The organism is Deltaproteobacteria bacterium, from assembly GCA_022340465.1.
Taxonomy (GTDB): Bacteria; Desulfobacterota; Desulfobacteria; order Desulfobacterales; family B30-G6; genus JAJDNW01.
Genome location: JAJDNW010000027.1, coordinates 16488 through 36068, shown reverse-complemented (window position 1 = coordinate 36068; position 19581 = coordinate 16488). Strand labels below are relative to the sequence as shown.

Here is a 19581-nt window from a genome sequence, read left to right as displayed (position 1 = left end):
AAGGCCTGTTTGCCAATCTCCCGGTGCCTGTCTATGATTGACATACACGTTCCAACGACAACCCATAAAGGAGCAGATTTCGTAAAGTTCGGGTATACGAAACCGTGGTGATGTTATGAAAGGCTTGATAGCGATTGCTATTCTTTTGGTAGCGGGTCTTCTCCTTTATATTCTTTTCTTCAAGAATGATCTACTCTTTCGCCACATAAAACGAAAGCGTTCAGGCAGAGACCGGCGTAAAAGTTTTATTGCCTCCAAAAACCGGATGAGAAGATCCGGTAAAGATCGCAGACAATCCGCGGATTGACAAGCAATGTCGCATTCGCTCAGCGTCTTACCTGTCATTAGCCAAATGGCAGATCCAATCTGACCCCGGAATTCTCTGGATAGCGTATACGTCCCTTCTTTTCAGAGGCAATAGCTAATAACCATATCGAGATGAAACATTATCTTACGATGGTTTGCTTAAAGTTGCCTATTTAGCACCTGCCGAATAAATCTCTGGCTTCTCCGGCATGCATCCAATTACCGGGGTTTACCGTTTTAGATACAGTAAGGAATCCTGGCCCAGAGGACCAGGAACTGGAAAAAGCCCGGCGGGTGATTCAAAATGACAAGGTGTGTGAAAATGATTTTGCCACGCTCATTATTCCCGCTTGGGTTGACGACTGGGGCGGGTACCATCCACCCGGATCCGTTACACTGGGAGTGTTGGATGTCCGGGTCACATACTGAATTGGCACGCATCTCCGGCTTATCAAGGCCGGCATGAGGGGTTAAGCTATTTAGTCGCCATGTTCATATGAAACGCCATTTTCGCTTCTTCCCGTATTTTTTTGGCTTTCACGGCGACGACCTCCAACAGCCGGCGTTGATTGGCCGATATCCACGGGCCTTCGCAGTCCAGGGCCACGTAGGGTATGTCGCTGGCGTTGGCAATAGGACGAACGATGGCCTGCGAATTCATGGCGGGTTGGCAGTTGAACGATCCCAGGTTGATGTAGCCGTCATAAAGCCCGTCCTGCAGCGAACAAACATATCTTCCCGTCGTCACGGGGGTTTCCGTAAAACCGTTGTAGGATATGTATTGGTGGCCGGCATCCATGATGTCAGCGAAAGGCAGGGGATGATCGAACAAGAGCCCTGATTTGGCCATTATGTCTCTGAACTTCTTTTGACGTGATTCGATGCGCTTCAAACCGAATCGCGACTTTCTGACTTCCAGGGCTTCCTGCCTGTTTTCCCTGGAGGGGGGACAGGAGAATTGCTCAGACGGTTTGATGTACCCCTTTTTATAACCGTGGCGGGACATGCCTTCAGACGCCAGCCAGCAGGCGCCTTCGCTCACCTCGACAATTTTGGGAACGATTCCCTGGTCTATGAAATATGCGGTTACCGGAAAGTGCACGAACATGACGTTCAGCCCGCCAAAAACGAGCACCTTGGGAAAAGTATCGATGGGCGCTTTCAATGGGATCGCGGCGGTTTGTTCAGCCCATGCGCCCAGGGCCTCTTCAAGCTTGTCGCCTTTTACCAGCATGGCATTGAAGGTGTCGAAGGCCTGTTCGAATCGGTCCAATGCGTCGTCCGCATGCCGTGCGGCGCACTTCAGGGCATTCTCGGCTTCTTCGAACAGGTCCCCAAGCAGGGAGGCGTCGTTGATGGCGCTCTGGATGGCGCCGTTCAGCCCCAGCGCGTTCGGCGTCGTGTTGCGGTTGACGCCCCAGATGATATTTTCCAGATTGAGCCTGCGGTTGAAAATGTTCCAGATGACAGGCCAGGCGCCATTCTGACAGGGGCCTTCCTGGTCCAGGGTGAAATAGACCGCGATTTCGTCGGGGCTTCGTTTGTTCAGCATGTCGTCGACGACGGCACCGGTGATGGACGTCATCGGAATGCATTCCCTTCCGGAACAGACCTTGCGGGCATACTGCATGATTTCCGGCGTGGGTTTGCCCATGGCCCGAAACCTGAGACCATGCTTCCGGTACACCGACGCCGTCATCTGCCCGGCAAACCGGTTGATGATGTCCGTATGAATGTGGACGATTCGGGGGTCTCCGAATTCGACGCGATTGCCGTGGCTGTCCAGAACAAACTCGAAGTCGGGGGAGAGGGCCGCCTGCCGGGTTCCGGATGTGCCGGGATGCACCTCATCCGCCCGGCTTTCCCCGGTCTCTTTTCGACGCTCGTTTTCCTCGATGATGTCCAGGAAGGCCCCGATGCGGGTTTCGAAACCTGCGTGGGCCGTGTGTGAATCTATTTCCAGATAGCAGAAGGTGCGGCCTTTCAGCTGATCACGGAAGGCGTGGTACATGGAACTGTCGGGTCCGCAAGAGAAGCAGGATACCAGACAGATGTGAACATTGGGATGTCGACGGGTATAGGCTGTTGCGTTGTCGATTTGCTGCGTAAAGTACCAGACGTTTCGTTTTTGCGAGGAGGCATCCAATTTCGGCAGCATATCGACCGGGACGGCATGATACCCCCGGCTGACGATCTTGCGCGGCAGCGCCAGGTTAACGTCCGGGGCACACACGGTGTAGGGTCTGCCGGCGATAATTACGGCGGGCTCTCCCTCTATTTTTTTTAATTCCTCGTGTCCCAGCTCACGGTAGGACCGGATGAAAGCATCATAGAATTGCAAGGCCTTCTTGCCGGCTTGCCTTGCGGCATGCGCATCCACTCCCAGCCTGGCGCCCACCCTTTCAATTTCTTTGAGGGTCGTTTCCAGATGATCTTCGGACAAACTGATGTGCGGGGAGATGATTTTTTCCGAGGCTTCTCCAAAAGCCGCCCGGATAATGTCCGGGATGGCTGTCGTGGACGTGCAGGTATAGGCATGCAGCGCCTCCTCCGGACCGGAAAGCTCTATGAGGTAAGGCAGAAAAATGTAATCCACCTGCCGGTCCAGAAGATCATGGACCGCTCCATGCACGATTTCACAGGGGTAGCATATGGCCGCCGTGGGTTTGGACGTTCCCTTTTCGAACGTGTCCGACAGCACCGTTTGATATCCCATGGCGGTGATCAGGGCGGCGTAGAACGGAAACAGTTCAAAGGTCGACAGTGCCATGGGCAGACCGATGGTGCCCAACGGTTTTGCAGGAGGCTCGGGATTGAATGTTTCGAACATCAGCTTATCTCGCAGCGCCACGAGATCGCGGCCCTCCTGACGGCCTTTTTTGCCGTGACGCAGCATTTCGTATTTGGAACAGAGTCCGCCGAAGGGATAGGATTTGCCCCTGATGTCCACCATCTTGATTTCACAGACGTTTTCACAGGCTTTGCAGCGGAAGGTCCTTTTGATGTTGATGCCGCCTTTGAGGAATTCATCGATGTCGATGGTTTGTGCCGTGATGTCCCCCCTGTCCAGGAGATCCTTCAGCATCAAGGCCGTTCCCACGCAGCCCATCAATTCAGGATGCGGCGGCACCACCACTTTCTGCCCTGTGCGGGCGGCCATGGCCAGGCCAACCGACCGGTTCAACGCCACGCCCCCCAGAAACAGCAGCCTTTCTCCGATGTGACGCGACCCCACGATGCGCGAGATATAATTCTCGGCAATAGAGTAGACCAACCCGGCGGTGACGTCTTGGCGCTCGGCCCCCTGTTGGAGGGCGTTTCTCAAATCCGTGTTGATAAAGGCGGCACACCGTTCGCCAAAGGCGATAGGAACCGTGCTTTTTTCGGCGATGCCGCTGATTTCCTCCACGGCTATATTCATATCGACGGAGGCGGACTCCTCGAGAAAACTGCCGGTGCCGGCGGAGCAGCCCTCATTCATGGCATAATCCACCGGGATGCCGTTCAGAAAGGAGATAAATTTGGAATCCTGCCCGCCGATTTCGAAAACCGTATCAACATCCGGGACTTCGTGGGCGGCCGCGCGGGCGTGTGCCAGGATTTCATTGAAACTCGAGCAGCTGTTCAGATAGACCGAAACCATTTCGCGGCCTGAACCGGTGGCTCCGGCCTGAATAACCTGGACCGTTTTGTCGCCCACCTGATCGAGCAAGGCACGGATGCACTTTTTAACGGTCGAGACCGGGTCGCCCAGGGTACGCAGATAACAGGATGCGCCGACCGTTAGCCTGTCGGCATCCAGCAAAACGGCCTTGGTGGTGGTCGAACCGGCATCCACTCCCAGCAGGTAGGTGCGGCCGTCTTCAATGGCGGACAGCCCGTCCCGCTGGACCCTGAAATCCAAAAGATGCTTCGCCGCTCTGAGTGGCTTCAATCGTTCGAAAGGCAGTTCAGCCGCCTTGATCCGGTTGGCCGGCATGCGATTTCCCGGAGTCGTCTGGTCCCGTGCCAGGAGGGCGGCGCCAAAAGCCTCAAAATAGGGGCTCTCCGGCAATACCCGGATATCCGCATCTTGGAAGAGGCTTCGCAAATGATCGATAAACAAGGCGTTTGCGGACACGCCGCCGACGACAACCATCGATTTGGCCGGCCACTGGGCCGTTCGGACCATTTCGGCGACCTTTTTAGCCAGGTCGTGTATCAGGGATGCGGCAATGTCCCCGGGTTTGCATTCGCCTTTGTTGAGCTTGTGGGTAGCGTCCGACTTGCAGTGGACGGAGCATCTGGTGGCCAGTTGGACCTTTTCTCCATCCTTCCCGGCTGCCAGTCCATCTTCGAGGGACAACCCCATGCGCTGAAACTGCTGGACCATGAACTCGCCGGTGCCTGCGGCGCATTTTGAAGAGGCGATGATGTTGCGGATATTTCCATTTTTCATGGGGTAGACGCTGAACGTTTCCCCGCCGAGAGACAGCAGCAAGTCCGGCTTGGATCGGGATGACTGCAGGGCCCTTTCAAGGCATTCGATTTCGGAACGGTAGGGCAGGTCAAAGAATGATTTGGTGGCCTGGCCGGTCACCATGACCGCGGCTACCTTGCCGGTTCTATGGGCCGCCAGGATCTCCTCTACCGTTTTTATGGGATCGCCCTCGTGGCGCTTGATTTCGAAGGTCGCTTTCTGCCCATGAGACAAACGGGCCCATTTCACAGACACCGCCCCGATTTCGATGCCCTCATAGGTGATGTCGTCGTGATTCATCGTACAATTCTCCGGTCGTTTAAATCTACGTTCAGGTGACAGCAAGTCTCATGCCGAGATTCAGGATTATAGTGTTTGTCAGAATAAGGTTGTGTATGCCCACTCCAGTTGTGAAACGGAACATATATATGGCCAATGCTCTATATACGTTATGCATCAGGTCTATACAGAGGGTCGGGCCTGGAAGTCAAGGGCGGCGCAGGTGCCTAAAAATTTCAGCCGTCTTTTTTCGCTTCTCAGAACCAAACAGACCCACTAATTAAAAATGGGAGCTTGACGAACGCCGTAATTTTCTCATAAATTACACTCTCGGCCACGATACCACCTGAATGCTTACAATTTCCTACGTCAGATCAGGGAGTTGAAACTTTGCGGAATTTCCGGGCTCACCGCACCTGTGGGGTCAACTGTCATCCTGCATGGCAGACTGCAGCGAAAAAGCATCTTTCCTGTCGATGCAGCCACACCGCCATAGGCAGGTAAACCTCGACAATCGCTCCAGGCCAGCATTGCAGCAGGAGGAATTATGTCGAAAAACGATGAAAAGTACGTCCTGTCCATCGATCTGGGGACATCGGGCAGCAAAATGGCCGTCGTTTCGGTCTTCGGCGAAGTCGTGGATTTCGACTTCGAGGCCGTTCAGCTGAATCTGCTGCCGGGTGGCGGCGCCGAACAGGACCCCAGGGAGTGGTGGCGTGCCATCATGGCCACCGCGAAGCGGCTGCTGTCGCGTGGGTCGGTTCCTGCGGAGGACATCGTGGCTGTTTGCGCCTCGACCCAATGGTCGGGGACGGTGGCCGTGGACGAAGCGGGGCGCCCCCTGATGAACGCGGTCATCTGGATGGACATGCGCGGGGAAAAGTACGTGCAGGACATTACGGCGGGCGGGCCCTTCAAGGTCGAGGGCTACGGACTCCTCAAGCTGATGCGGTGGGTCAGGATGACCGGCGGCGCTCCGGGACAATCAGGCAAGGAGCCGGTGGGGCATATCCTGTTCATCAAGAACGAGTTCCCGGACGTTTATGAAAAGACCTATAAATTCCTGGAGCCCAGGGATTACATCAACCTCTGCCTCACCGGTGAATTCGCATCGTCGTACGATGCGATCACCCTGCACTGGGTGACCGACAACCGGAATCTGGAAAAGATAACCTACCATGACAAACTGATTGAAATGACCGGCCTGGAACGCGACAAGCTGCCCGATCTGAAACGCGCTGTGGATGTGCTGGGACCCATAAAAAAGGAGCTGGCCGGGGAACTGGGGCTCCGCGAGGATGTTCAGGTAGTCATGGGCTCTCCGGATATTATGGCAGCCGCCGTGGGGTCGGGGGCCGTGGGAGACTACGAGGGGCATGCCTATATCGGCACCTCGTCCTGGATAGTGGCACACGTGCCGTTCAAGAAGACGGATATCCTGCACGGGATCGCCTCCATTCCATCTTCCATCCCGGACAAGTACATCGTGGTCAACGAGCAGGAAATCGCCGGTGGGACCTTGAACTACCTGCGGGACAACATCCTCTATCATAAGGACGCGCTTTTGAAGGAAGCCTCCGTTCCGGACATCTACAAGGTGTTCGACGGGATCGCGGCCAAGGTCCCCCCCGGGAGCAACAAGGTCATTTTCACACCGTGGCTGAACGGCGAAAAAACGCCGGTGGAGGACAATGCCGTACGCGCCTGCCTGTACAACCTGTCGCTCGAAAACACCCGGGAAGACGTCATCCGGGCTTTTTTCGAGGGCGTCGCATTCAACCAGCGCTGGGCCCTGACCTACGTGGAAAAATTCATTGGGCGCAAGATGGACCCCATTCACCTGGTGGGCGGCGGGGCCTCGTCGGACATATGGTGCCAGATCCATGCAGACGTTTTCGACCGCACCGTCAAACAGGTGGAGGCCCCCATCCAGACCAATGCCCGGGGCACGGCCTTCATCGCTGCCGTAGGCTTGGGTTACCTGGCGTTCGATGACATTCCCAAATACGTCAAGATCCGCAACACCTACGAACCCAATCCGGAAACCCGTGGGATCTATGACGACCTTTTCGGTATCTTTCTGGATATCTATAATAAAAACAAAAAAATATATAAGAAACTGAACGCAACATGAAAATCGGTTGAAAGGGAAACGAAGCGATGAGCCAGGACGTGTACAGAGAACTTTTGGAAGTGATGAAAAAGCGCAAGGGACGTTATGCCGGTATGGATATCCCCGAGTTTTTCGCCATGGTGGAGGTGCTGTTCACCCCGGAGGAGGCAGCGGTCAACAACGCCATGCCCCGGGGGCCTTTCACGGCTGCCGGCCTTGCAAAGGAACTTGGAAGGGATGCGGCTGAAACGGAAGCAATCCTGGAAGGAATGGCGGACAAGGGGCTCTGCATGGCTCTGAAAATGGACGGCACCCAGTATTACCAGGGCGCCCGTTTCATGCCGGGAATACTCGAACACCAGTTCATGCCCGGTGGAACCAGCGCGCGGGACAAGGAGATCGCCCGCCTCATCCATGCATACGAAAAAGCGTTCGATGCCAGGACCGGCCCCGTGGCCGGGGAATTTCCCACCAGCCGGGTCATCACCGTGGACAGAACCATCGAGGCCGGCAACCAGGTGCACACCTACGATCAGGTGCAGACCTTCATCGACAAGCACGATACCATCTCCGTGGGTACCTGCTACTGCCGCCATGCCGCTTCCCTGCGCGACGAAGACACACACGGCATGCCCAACGACGTGTGCATGCAGTTCGGCACGGCCGCACAGTACGCGATCGAGCGGCTGGGGGCCAGGCGGGTGTCCAGTGAAGAGGCCCGGCACGTTTTGGACAGGGCCGAGGAGGCCGGCCTCATTCACATGAGCCAGAATGTTGCCGAGGATATCGGCTTTCTCTGAAATTGCGACCGTTATCACTGCGTGGCAGTGAAAAGCGCCCTGGCCAAGTCCAAGCCCGGTCTTTTTTTCAACTCCGGATTCGAACCCCGCTTCGATGCGGATCGCTGCGTGGCCTGTGAAGCCTGCATCGACCGGTGCCCGCCGGCAGCGCTCTCCATGGGAGAGGATGACGTGCCCGTTCTCGATTTGGACCGCTGCTTCGGATGTGCGGTGTGCGCCACCGGCTGTCCTGAAGATGCCATAACCATGATCAGCAAAGCCGATTTCCCGGCTCCGCCCAAAAACACAAAAGAACTGAAGGCGGCCGTCATGGCCGGCATGCAATAGTAAGGATAGATAACGGTCACTGGCAGGGAAAAACATCTTTTCATCACGAAAACACGAAAGTCGGAAAGAACGAAAATAAACGATGGAAATTTCGTGTTTTCGTGATTGTATTTTCAACCCAGCGCGAAAGACCGTTTAAAATCGCATCAACATGCTGAAATCATTGGACGGCGGTCCGCCCAGGGCCGCGCCGCTTCCAGCTGGGATGCCAGCCGGAAGAGGGTGGCCTCGTCCCCGAAGCGCCCGACAAAATGAGACCCCACGGGCAGTCCGTCCGCGGTCCAGTACAGGGGTACCGACATGGCCGGTTGCCCGGTGGCATTGAACAGAGCCGTGAAAGGCGCGAATTGTACCACGCGGTCCCACGCCGCCATGGGGTTGTTCTCCGGGGCGTCGAAGGTGCCCAGGTCCACCGGCGGTTCGGCCAAAACCGGTGTCAGCAGCACGTCGTAATTTTCGAAGAAGCGGCAAATCTCGCGGGAGGCGCGCTGCAGCGCTTCCAGCGCCGACAGATATCGGGCGGCGCTATGTTCCCGCCCCTTTTCATAAAATGCCCAGGTCAACGATTCGAAAAACCCCGCTTCCGGCGCGAAGCCGCCGATGGCACCGATGGCGTCGATGGTGGCGACGCAGCTCGAAAACCACAGCACGTTGAACAATTCCACGTAGTGCTCCGCCGGGTGGCTCAATTCGGGTCCCGTTTCGACGACCTCGTGGCCCAGATCGTTCAAGAGAGCTGCCGTGTCCTTTACGGCCAGGATACACGCCTCATGGGTGGCTCCTCCCATCATCGATTCTGTGGAAAAGGCGACTTTCAGCCTGCCTGGATCCGCACCCACTTCATCGGCAAACGGCCTCGCCGGCGGGGGAGCCCAATAGGGATCGCCGACGTCCGGCCCGGCGGTGGCATCCAGGAGAGTCGCCGAGTCGCGTACCGACCGGGTAACGGCATGCTCGCACACCAACCCGGAAATCATGTCGCCGAAATCGGGTCCCAGGGGGTTGCGCGCCCGGGTGGGTTTGAGACCGAACACGCCGCAGCAGGAGGCCGGAATGCGGATGGAGCCGCCCCCGTCATTGGCATGGGCCATGGGAACCATGCCGGAAGCAACCGCTGCGGCCGACCCTCCGCTGGATCCGCCGGTGGTTTTCCCGGGGTTCCACGGGTTGCGCGTGGGGCCGAAAAGACGCGGTTCCGTCGTGGGCAGCAGGCCGAACTCGGGGGTGTTGGTTTTGCCTATAACGATCAGCCCGGCTTTTTTCAGGCGCACGGTCAGCTCGCTGTCGTGGTCCGGAACAAATTCTCTCAGAAGCGCCGTCCCCAGGGACATGGGAACCCCGGCCAGGAAGGCGCCGATGTCCTTCATCAGGTAAGGGACGCCCGTGAAGGGTCCGTCGGGAAGGGTGCTTCGGGAAGCTTCTCTGGCACGATCGTAAATCGGGGTGATCACGGCATTGAGTTCCGGGTTCACCTTTTCAATGCGTTCGATGGCGGCATCCACCAGTTCGACGGGGGTAACCTCCCTGTTGCGAACCAGTTCGGCCAGGGCGGTGGCATCCATCCGGGTGATTTCTGCATTCAAAGGCATGGGCGTCCCTCCTTATGGGAAAAAGTAACCGTTTTCATGAATTTGGGAAAGAGACTTGGCAGGGATAAATTCCTGCGCTACAAAGCAGTCGGCTTCGTGCCGTGCAGGCCGGGAGACAAAGGCTGTCCGGCAACGTGTTTTCTGGAATTAACCATAATAAGTAGCAATGTTACCTCAGGTATCGATAACGCATTCGCGCACGAATTGCAAACTGCAACGTTGAGGCAAATCGAGAAAGTCATCGTGAGAACAGGATGTAACAGGCGCATTGCCGGCCAGGGCATTCGGGTGCTTTTGAGCTGCGTGGTAAGCTTTATAATCGGCTTTCCCGCTGCAGCCGGAGAAGTTCCCTTTCAACCCGGCGAGCGGTTGACCTTCGTTCTCAAGTGGGGTGTCATACCGGCCGGAGAAGCCGTGATGTCGGTGTTGCCCATGGCGGAAATCGACGGGGAGCCGGCCTATCACTACGCGCTGTCGGCAAAATCAAATGCCTTTGTGGACGTTTTCTACAAGGTTCGCGACCACATCGACGCCTACGCCGACACCGACCTGCAGCACAGCCTGCTTTTCAGGAAAAAGCAGCGTGAGGGCGGATACAAGCGTGACGTGGCCGTCACTTTCGACTGGGAGAAAAGCCAGGCCCGCTACAGCCGCAAAGATGGGCGGAGTAAGTCCATCGACCTTTTGCCCGCTACGTTTGACCCCCTGTCCGCCTTTTATTTCATCCGGACGATGGACATGCAGGCCGGCTCGCGCCTCTCCCACCCGATAACCGACGGCAAAAAAAACGTCATCGGCGAAGCCCGGGTGATCCGGCGGGAAATCATCGAGGTCGCCGGAAAATCTTACGACACCCTGCTCATCGTACCGGACCTGAGGCACATCGGTGGTGTTTTCAAGAAGAGCAGGGACGCCAAAATTCAGGTTTGGGTGACGGCTGACAATCGGCATATACCGGTACGCCTCAAAAGCAAGGTGGTGGTGGGCAGTTTTGTGGGCGAGCTGGTTTCGTCCGAAGGATTAAAATAAACGGGTCCATAACCCAAAATAAGGCGCAACGATTGCCGAGGGGCGGCATCACCCCTCGGCCGGCAGGCTTTTACCTTGTTATTGGTTATAGGTCCGAAAATAAATAAAAAAAATAAGCTGATTTCCACTTGACCCCTGGATCCCACAAGCCTCACAGCATCACCTTTTATGCGGAAAGCCGTGTTTGTCGAAACGCAGGTCGGAAAAGGCGAACATGTAGGGGTGATCGGTTTTCACGAAATGCCACTGGTTTTTGTGGTTGAAGCGGATCGACCGGTTCATGCCGCGAAAGTCGATCATCCAGCCCTGATCGCCTTTGATGAAAAAATAGGGGGCCGCTCCCCGGTTTTCGACCGGAAAGCGGATCACGGCCAGATCGCCCTGCACCCGGACGTCGGCGGCGGGTAGCGATTTCTCGAGCCCTTTGCGTGCGTTGTCCTGCTGGGCATCGGTAACCACCCACTGCCGGAAAAATTCCCTGGTTTGCGGTGAATAGATACCCAGGTCCGGGTCCTTGATGTGCAGTTCGAGGACCTGCCGGCACTTTTCCAGGGTTTGGCTGGGTGTCTTCCCGGGGCCGAACTCGCCGGCCAGGAGGCTCGACGGTTTCGGAGCGATCCGGTCGCCCATTTGCATGCCGCTTTTGGCACCGGCGCCCCCGGAAAGATGCCCGCCCTGAATACCGCCTGCCTGATCCACCACGTAGTCGCCGGAATCGATGGACCTGAGGGCCTTGTCCACCAACAGTTCGACGGTAGCCTCGATGCCCGGGCCGATTCTGCCGGCGGCGAAAAAGGGCTGCATCTGCCGCTGTTCCACGTAGCCCACGAAAGCGTCGGTGAAGATGCCTTCCAAATCATAGCCTGTTTCCAGGCGCACGGCTTTTCCCCAGGGGTCGATCAGGAGAAGCATCCCTCTGGCGCCTTTGGTCAGCGACCCCGGGGCATGCCTGTCGAACAGGTCGACTGCCGCGGCATTCAGGTCCGCGGCAGGGGCATCCAGGATAATGGTCATGAAATGAATGTCGAGTTCGGCGAGCAGGTTGCGCTCAATGCCGGCAATCCGTTCGAGCTGGCTGGCTTCCAGGAGTCCGCACCTGTCTTCCACAAAGGCATTGTCGCCCTTTGGATCGCTGCATCGCGGTATCGAAATGATCAGAATAAGGGGCAAAAGCAATAAAAGGCCCCTGTATCTGGTATAAATTGCAGGAAGCATCTGGTCTTGTGAGTTCATTCGATATGTCGCTAAAATCCGGGGTTCTTATTTCCGAGGATCACCTTTTTCAGCCACGCCGTGATCCATTGGGCGGGTTTTGAGCTGAGGGCCCAGCCGATGACGGCAATCATGAGGTACAGCATGCCGACGCCGGTCTTGGACAGGACGGGCGGAATAATATGGGGGGTGAACAGCAGGGCTAGGAGCACCCCCATCAAAACCCGCCAGGTGTCGGGTGAAAAGAGCGTGTAGAAGACGATGTAGGCTGCGGTGAGGGGCCGCTTATTGCTCCGGTTCATGTTTCTAGCTTTAAATTTCTGTTTTTATAATATTTAAAGATTACACTTTTTAAACCTGGGATGCAATGCCGTTTGTGACAATCGCTCGATTTAGGGTTGAGGTAATTTTGCCCCACAACGCCGGGGTTTACAATCGTGAAATAGATATTATTTTATATAGTTTATGGTCCACAACGATAAGCGATAATCAACTTCATATAGATGGCTCTGTTGCAGAGGAATAAAAATACAGGATGAACACCGTGCATAAAAACGAGGTGAAGCGGCGGCGCACCTTCGGCATTATCAGCCACCCGGACGCCGGGAAGACCACGCTGACCGAAAAACTGCTGCTGTTTGGCGGGGCCATTCAGCAGGCCGGGGCCGTCAAGGCAAGAAAGGCGCAGCGGCATGCAACCAGTGATTGGATGTCCATCGAAAAGGAAAGGGGCATTTCCGTTACGTCGTCGGTCATGAAGTTTCATTACAGGGACCTGGAGATCAACCTCCTGGACACGCCGGGCCATCAGGATTTTTCCGAAGACACGTATCGGGTGCTGACAGCCGTGGACAGCGCGCTCATGGTTATCGACAGCGCCAAAGGGGTGGAGCCGCAGACCGAGAAGTTGATGGCGGTCTGCCGGATGCGCAACACGCCCATCATCACCTTCATCAACAAGCTGGATCGTGTCGGCATGACACCGCTGGATATTCTGGACGATATCGAGGAAAAGCTGCAGATTGAATGCACGCCCCTGTCCTGGCCCATCGGTATGGGAAAGCATTTTCGCGGTGTGTACAATTTTCATCAGCGACGGTTGCATCTTTTCAAACCCGGGAGGTCCAAGGTTGTCGAGGACGGCATTGTCATCACCGATCTGAGCTCTTCCGAGCTGGACGATTTGCTGGGCAGTCAGGCGGACGAACTGAGGGAAGACGTGGCCCTCATCGAAGGAGCCACCGACCCTCTCGATATGGGCCAGTATCTGAAGGGGAGCCAGACGCCGGTTTTTTTCGGAAGCGCCGTCAACAACTTCGGTGTCAGGGAAATGCTGGACGCCTTTGTCGAGATGGCCCCCCATCCGGGCATGCGCAGGGCCGCTTCGCGTGATGTTTCGCCTTACGAGGAAGCCTTTTCGGGCTTTACTTTCAAAATACAGGCCAATATGGACCCGTCGCACCGGGACAGGATCGCGTTCGTTCGGATCTGTTCCGGGAAATTCCAACGCGGCATGAAGGTTGTCCACCACCGCATCGGCAAGGGGGTCACCCTGGCGAACGCCACCATTTTTATGGCCCAGGACCGGGAAAACGTCGAGGAAGCCTACCCCGGCGATATCATCGGGATCCACAACCACGGGACGATCAAAATCGGGGACACCTTTACGGATAAGGAGCCGTTGAAGTTCAACGGGATACCCAATTTCGCTCCCGAGCATTTCAGGCGCGTCCGTTTGAAGAATCCCCTTAAAATGAAGCATCTCAAAAAGGGTCTGGTTCAGCTTGCGGAAGAGGGGGCGATCCAGGTTTTCCGGCCGCTGGCAGGGAACGACTACATTCTCGGTGCCGTGGGCGTCCTGCAGTTCGACGTGACCATGGCACGGCTCAAGGCGGAATACGGCGTCGATGCCGAATATGAACCGGTGAACTTAAGCGTCGCCCGGTGGGTAGCGTGCCCGGACCGGAGAAAGCTGGCGGAATTCGAGAAGAGCAATTACGCGAACCTGGCCCGGGATGCCGAGGGCAGTCTTTCCTTCCTCACTACCAGCGAGTGGCAGCTCGGCTTCAGCATGGAGGCGTGGCCGGATATCGAATTCCGCAAGACCAGGGAAACGTAATGTTTTATCTCAATTCAGTACCTATTTAGTGAAATCCCATCATGTTTGCGAAAGGTCTCAGCTTAAAACCCTCGTCATCCCCGCGCAGGAGGCTGTGTCGTTATTCACCAAATAGCGATACCGGGAAAATTTTTCAGGGCTAAAGCCCTGGCCGACATTGATAACCGTTTGATTATACATACTTTGGTTCTATCCAGCTGTTTGTCCGATCATGTAGCGCAGGGTTTTAGCCCTGCCAAAGCGGATGGCGACACAGCCTCCTTCGCAGGGATGACGAAAAACGCACCCAGAAGGCGCGAGCATTTGGCATTGGGTTATTTGAAATTGTTTACTATTTTGATATAGATATGGTTATTTCCAGTTTACCGGGGTTTGAAGGGAAAAAAGTGCAAAGCTGAAAGCGTGCCATGAGCTATGACCTCTCAGCTATGAGCTCATCCTTGTTTCACTCGACCCCTTGGGTCCTTCGACCCCTTGGCCCCCAAGCCTTAGGCATATGAAGGTGGTTGACTTTTCCATGCACCATTTCGAATACCAGCAGACCCGAACCTATTTCTGCCAGACACCAGGCGGCCTCGAGACCCTGGCAGCCAGGGAGCTTGCGGCGCTGGGCGCCGGGGGCATCGTGAGCGGGCATCGGGGCGTCTATTTCAAAGCGGACCCGGAAACACTGTATGCGGTCAATTATAAGGCGCGCCTGTTGACCAGGGTGCTGGCACCGCTGCTCTCTTTTAAATGTCGGGACCGCGACGATTTGTACCGAGCGGCCCGTTCCATCGAGTGGGCCGCCTGTTTCAGCGTCAACAACACCTTCGGTGTATTTGCCAATGTCTCCAAGAATCCCAATCTGCGCCATTCGAAATTCGCCGGCCTTTGCCTCAAAGACGGCATTGCCGACTATTTCAGGTCCGGGATCGGAAAACGCCCCGATGTGGACAAACGCACGCCCGACGTCTGGCTCAACCTGCACATCGAAAAAAACAGGGGCACGATCAGCCTGGACACATCCGGCGGTTCGCTCCACCGCCGCGGGTACCGGCAAACATCTGTGGAGGCGCCCATGCAGGAGGTGGTGGCCGCTGCCATCCTGGCGCTCTCCGGGTGGGATCGGCGGACACCGCTCTATGACCCCATGTGCGGATCCGGCACCATCCTGTGTGAGGCCGCCATGCTGGCGGGTAATATCCCTGCCGGTTTTCTGAGGAGAAAATTCGGTTTTTTTCACCTGCCGGATTTCAGGCGCCGGGTTTGGCAAAAGGTGAAAAACGATGCCGACAGCCAAATGACCGGGATTTGCAAGGGGCTGCTTGCCGGGAGCGATATCGACCGTCACGCCGTGAAGGCGTCGGCAACAAACTGCCGCAGCCTGCCGTCCGGGGAGCAGATCACCGTTTCATGCGCGGATTTTAAGAACCTGCCGGGTTTCGAAAACAGGACCATTCTGTGCAACCCGCCCTATGGCATACGGCTTAAGGAAAACGGCGACCTGCAGGACCTTTACCGGTCATTTGGCGATTTTTTGAAACGGCGCTGCCCGGGTAGCCGGGCGTTCATCTATTTCGGGAACAGGGAGATGCTGAAACATGTCGGTTTGAAAGCCTCCTGGAAAAAGCCGTTGAGGAATGCGGGACTGGATGGGCGGTTGGTTAAATATCAAACCTACTGATAGATTGAGATCCACTTTGTTGTGAATGTGCAATACCGGAATCCGAAGGATTTCGGCAACATTTAGAAGTGGCCTGCAACTTGCAGCAGGGATGGGGTTTTTAACCTTTAGCAAGGGAGCGACGCAGTCGCGTTTCATAAAATCGTGGAACACGATTTTATTCGGGTTTGATTTTGGAATGGCCGGGAATCAGGGTACGCGTGCTGTTCACGCCGGAAATGCCCCTGATGTGCTCGTGGACAAAATTTCCGATGATTTCCGCGTCGGACGTGAGCAGATCCCTGGTCAGGACAACCTTTATCAGGATGTCCACCTCGCCGTGAACCGAGTGGATTTCCCGGACCTCCTCGAGTTGGTACAGCTTGTCCATGATGCGGTACTCGCTCTTGGCTTTTACCGTCATCAGGATGAAGGCGGTAATACCGGTTTTCATCTCCGGGTATTCACGTTCTTTGGTGTCCGTCATCTTTTCTCTGAACGCCTCCATGTCTCTGGGGATCAATTTGTCTATCCCGATGCCGTAGGTGCGCTGGCGGCCTTTCTCCCACTGGTGGAAAGATATGTACGCGTATAGGTCCGCGACGGTGCGGTTCGGGAAGTGATTTAAAAGGCCGCTTTTCTCCACAATGCCGGTGAGCGGCTTATAGATGGTGTGAAACCAGTCAAGGGCGGCCCGGGAGCAGGGGACGGGCTTCCCGGTGGTCTTCTGCAGGTGCTCACGGTGGGTCCGGATCTGTTGCTGGAGGTATTCATATTTCCCGACTTCGGTCAGGTCGATGGGTGCGCTCAATCCGGTTTCTTCCCTGAAGGCGCTTTTTTCACGGTAAAGGATGTTTTCGAGGGTGTTGCTGGAGGGGATGAACTCGAGGATCTTGGCGCTGATCGTTTCGTGCCCGAACTCCTTGGCGGCGGCCACGCGATGGTTGCCGTCCAGGACGTAGTACTCGTCCTTGATCTGGTAGAGTTTCACCGGCTGCATGGGTTTTCCCCGGCGCATGGCTTCTTTTACCTGCTGCAGCCTGTCAGAGGGTACGTGCGACTTGATTCTGAACTTACCGTCAAAGTCGTGATAGCGTCCCACACTGCCGATAATCCGGTCCAGGGGGACCTCACAGACCCCTCTGCTGACGGCGTCGAAAGCTTTTTCGTTGACCTGGTCATCGTGAAAGGAGCGGGTTTCCATTTCAACCGGTTCGTGATTTGCGCGGTTCCGCTGCTTAGCCTGTTTCCCCGTCAGTATCGATTTCAAGAATGAAATACCCATAGCTGTTGATCACCCTGGTCCGGTTGATGGTTGTCATCCGTGCGGAAACGTCGTCAAAAATAGCATGTATGTGCCCATGAATAAAGTATTTCGGAGAAAAACGTTTTATCAGCGGGTGAAAGCTTTTAAAACCTCTATGGCATCGATCTTCGGCGTCACGAACACGGCGCGGCGGTGCGTGGGCGATGACGATATCCATACCTCTGTTCCACCAGAGCAGGGGGTAGAGCCGCCATACGATCCATTTCATCTGATTTTCGGTGTATTGATTCGACCCGCCGTTGTACCATCTCGATCCGCCCAGGCCTAAAATTCTAAGCCCTCCGAAATTGACGATGCGTCCGTGAATGTCCATGCATCCCTCCGGTGGTTTGGAGGCATGCCGGATGTCGTGATTTCCCATGACATAGTACAGGGGGGCTTCCAGAGTGCTGGTGAGTTGCGTCAGATATTCCGGCGGCAGGTCGCCGCAGCCCAGGATCAAATTTACCCCGACGGCGGGATTTTCCGGTCCCCGCTGCATAAGAAGCGGTTCGATTCGATCTGATACGGAGAGAATTTTCATCCGAAACCACCTTGCCCCTGAAACCGCCGGGCCCTTGCAGCGTTGCGGCCCCTCAATTCATGGGGAATATCAGAAATATGACCAGATCCCAAATCGTGTGGCTGATGACGTTCACCAGCAGGGAACCCGTGCGGAGGTAGAGAAATCCCCAGAAAAGACCGCAGACGCCGGCAGCCAGCACCAGCATGAGATTGCCGCTTGCCAGGTGTACGGCCGTGTAAACCGTGGTCGCCAGTAAAAAGCCCCGCAGGGGGCCTTTTTCCATCTGGAGCCGCCGTTGTAAAAATCCTCGCCAGAAAAGTTCTTCGCCGGGGCCGATGACAAACGCCATCAGAAGGGCAATGCGCACGGCGGAGACATTGTCCTTGAACGCATAGACGTTTTCGATGCCTCGGCCGGCAAAGGGTAACAGATGCCTGGCGGTCGTGTTGCCGAGGTAGAAGACGGCATAGAGGGCCGTGGCCGACGCCAGCCCGAGGCCCGCTTTTTTCCAAACCGCTTCGGCCAGATCTCTTGACACATCCTCTCTCCAGCCACGGTCGAGCAGGACGGCGATGGCCGAGAGGCCGACAACATTGGCTGACATCCACCACCAGAAATCGAATTTTCCAAGCCCTCTGGTAACGAAAAGCGGGATGAAGAGGGCGATGGAGAGCACGGTGACCGTCCGGGTAAGTCGGTCGTTGGTCAAAAACGGTTGCATTATCGGAAGATGACTCCCAAAAGGGCGTCGAGGCCCAGCGCCGCCGTGCACAATATTCCGAAAAAAAGATTGAACTGGGCGGTTTCGCCGTCCAGGGCCACAAAATCATGGGGATTTCGCGGGGAGCGGCGGCGTTTGCCCTTGCCGATCAGCACGAACGCCTTCGGCAGCATCAAGAAGGTAATCAGAAAGGTAAAAGGCATTCTGGGGTGCAGGCCGTCAGCCCACGAAAAGGTGATGACGAGCAGCAGAAAGGCAAAAGGAAACAGAATCAGGAATTGGTAGTAGCTCTGGGACGTTTTGTCCCCAAGCACGCTGGCAACGGTGCGTATGCCCCCTTTGGTGTCGCTTTTGATATCCCGCCAGTTGTTGGCGTGCAGGATGGCCACCACCAGCAGGGACATCGGCACCGCCCAGATAACCGGTGTCCAGGAAAGCGCACGGGTTTGAACGGTCCACGCGCCCAGGGATCCCAACAGGCCGAAGTCTATAAAAACGGCCAGGTCGCCCAGGGCATTGAACTTCAGGGGCAGGGGGCCCCAGGTATAGATCACACCCACAATCACGCCTATGAGGCCGATCCAGAAAATGGGCGTGCCCACGCGGTAAACCAGATAGAGGCCGATAAGGCTGCCGGCGGCCATGAACAACACCGCCCCCTTGAGCGCTTCCCGGGGGGTGATCCACTCCCTGACCACGGCTCCGCTGGCCGGGTTGACCTGTTTGTCGATGCCTTGCTCAAAGTCGAAAACATCGTTGAGCAGGTTGCTGCCGATTTGCAGCAAGGCCATTCCCAGAAAAGCGGCCAGAAACAGCACCGGCTGGAATTTGGCTTTGCCTATGGTGACTGCCAGGGCAGTGCCGAAAACGACGGACATGGTGGAGGCCGGAAGCGAGAAAGGCCGTGCGGCTGTCCACCACTTGGTTAAAAAAGGCGGCACCGGTTCGGTGGGCGGGATATTTTCCGTATGCACAGGCTCCGTTTGCACGAGTACCTTCTCCGATCCTAATCTAATTTCAAGTTAGGTTTAACCTAAGTTGAACGCTCATCTTAGCTTTGACATTCTTGTGCAAAACATAAGTCCCGGATGCGTTCGGTCAACCCCGGCGTCCAAAAACGCGAATGGCGCGTCAGCCTCTATCCACCGGG

Annotated in this window: 14 protein-coding genes; 6 read left to right on the top strand and 8 right to left on the bottom strand. The window is 56.0% G+C overall.

The features are described 5' to 3' along the window. Nucleotides 1-781 precede the first annotated feature (781 nt). Entirely contained in the window at nt 782-5065 is a 4284-nt protein-coding gene (locus LJE94_05035) for an acyl-CoA dehydratase activase (protein ID MCG6909473.1), read from the bottom strand. 526 nt (nt 5066-5591) lie between these two features. On the opposite strand from LJE94_05035, the gene LJE94_05030 reads away from it, so the two are divergent. From LJE94_05030 to LJE94_05020, 3 genes are read left to right on the top strand one after another with little or no spacing between them, the layout of a single operon-like run. Further along, complete coding sequence (locus LJE94_05030) at nt 5592-7178, top strand: FGGY-family carbohydrate kinase (protein MCG6909472.1); 1587 nt, start codon at nt 5592-5594, stop codon at nt 7176-7178. Nucleotides 7179-7204: 26 nt separating this feature from the next. Beyond that, entirely contained in the window at nt 7205-7957 is a 753-nt protein-coding gene (locus tag LJE94_05025; protein ID MCG6909471.1) for a hypothetical protein, read from the top strand. Nucleotides 7958-7978: 21 nt separating this feature from the next. After that, nucleotides 7979-8284 (top strand): 4Fe-4S binding protein, encoded by a 306-nt coding sequence (locus LJE94_05020; protein ID MCG6909470.1) that lies wholly within the window; start codon nt 7979-7981, stop codon nt 8282-8284. A gap of 146 nt (nt 8285-8430) precedes the next feature. On the opposite strand, the gene LJE94_05015 is transcribed toward LJE94_05020, so the two are convergent. After that, a complete protein-coding gene (locus LJE94_05015) occupies nt 8431-9873 on the bottom strand; it encodes an amidase (GenBank protein ID MCG6909469.1) in 1443 nt (480 codons plus the stop codon). 243 nt (nt 9874-10116) lie between these two features. Between LJE94_05015 and LJE94_05010 the strand changes: the two genes are divergently transcribed. Beyond that, nucleotides 10117-10902: a DUF3108 domain-containing protein gene (locus LJE94_05010; protein MCG6909468.1), complete on the top strand. Its 786-nt coding sequence runs from the start codon at nt 10117-10119 to the stop codon at nt 10900-10902. A 159-nt stretch (nt 10903-11061) separates the two neighbouring features. On the opposite strand, the gene LJE94_05005 is transcribed toward LJE94_05010, so the two are convergent. Further along, nucleotides 11062-12078 carry a TPM domain-containing protein gene (locus LJE94_05005; GenBank protein ID MCG6909467.1) on the bottom strand — a complete coding sequence of 339 codons (1017 nt, stop codon included), beginning with the start codon at nt 12076-12078 and terminating at the stop codon, nt 11062-11064. 68 nt (nt 12079-12146) lie between these two features. Then, a complete protein-coding gene (locus LJE94_05000) occupies nt 12147-12416 on the bottom strand; it encodes a hypothetical protein (GenBank protein ID MCG6909466.1) in 270 nt (89 codons plus the stop codon). A 233-nt stretch (nt 12417-12649) separates the two neighbouring features. Between LJE94_05000 and LJE94_04995 the strand changes: the two genes are divergently transcribed. Further along, nucleotides 12650-14233, top strand: coding sequence for a peptide chain release factor 3 (locus LJE94_04995; GenBank protein ID MCG6909465.1), 1584 nt, complete (start codon nt 12650-12652; stop codon nt 14231-14233). Between the two features lie 517 nt (nt 14234-14750). Further along, complete coding sequence (locus tag LJE94_04990) at nt 14751-15899, top strand: THUMP domain-containing protein (GenBank protein MCG6909464.1); 1149 nt, start codon at nt 14751-14753, stop codon at nt 15897-15899. Between the two features lie 157 nt (nt 15900-16056). Here LJE94_04990 and LJE94_04985 read toward each other — a convergent pair whose 3' ends face one another. The 4 genes from LJE94_04985 to menA are packed head-to-tail and all read right to left on the bottom strand — an operon-like array spanning nt 16057 to nt 19420. After that, nucleotides 16057-17163, bottom strand: coding sequence for an Lrp/AsnC ligand binding domain-containing protein (locus LJE94_04985; GenBank protein ID MCG6909463.1), 1107 nt, complete (start codon nt 17161-17163; stop codon nt 16057-16059). Then, the gene (locus LJE94_04980; GenBank protein ID MCG6909462.1) at nt 17117-17728 is read right to left on the bottom strand and encodes a metallophosphoesterase; all 612 of its coding nucleotides are present in this window, start codon (nt 17726-17728) and stop codon (nt 17117-17119) included. The genes LJE94_04985 and LJE94_04980 overlap by 47 nt, the downstream gene beginning before the upstream one ends. A gap of 52 nt (nt 17729-17780) precedes the next feature. Continuing rightward, the gene (locus LJE94_04975) at nt 17781-18431 is read right to left on the bottom strand and encodes a CPBP family intramembrane metalloprotease (GenBank protein ID MCG6909461.1); all 651 of its coding nucleotides are present in this window, start codon (nt 18429-18431) and stop codon (nt 17781-17783) included. After that, nucleotides 18431-19420, bottom strand: coding sequence for a 1,4-dihydroxy-2-naphthoate octaprenyltransferase (gene menA / locus LJE94_04970; protein ID MCG6909460.1), 990 nt, complete (start codon nt 19418-19420; stop codon nt 18431-18433). The genes LJE94_04975 and menA overlap by 1 nt, the downstream gene beginning before the upstream one ends. Nucleotides 19421-19581: the final 161 nt, after the last annotated feature.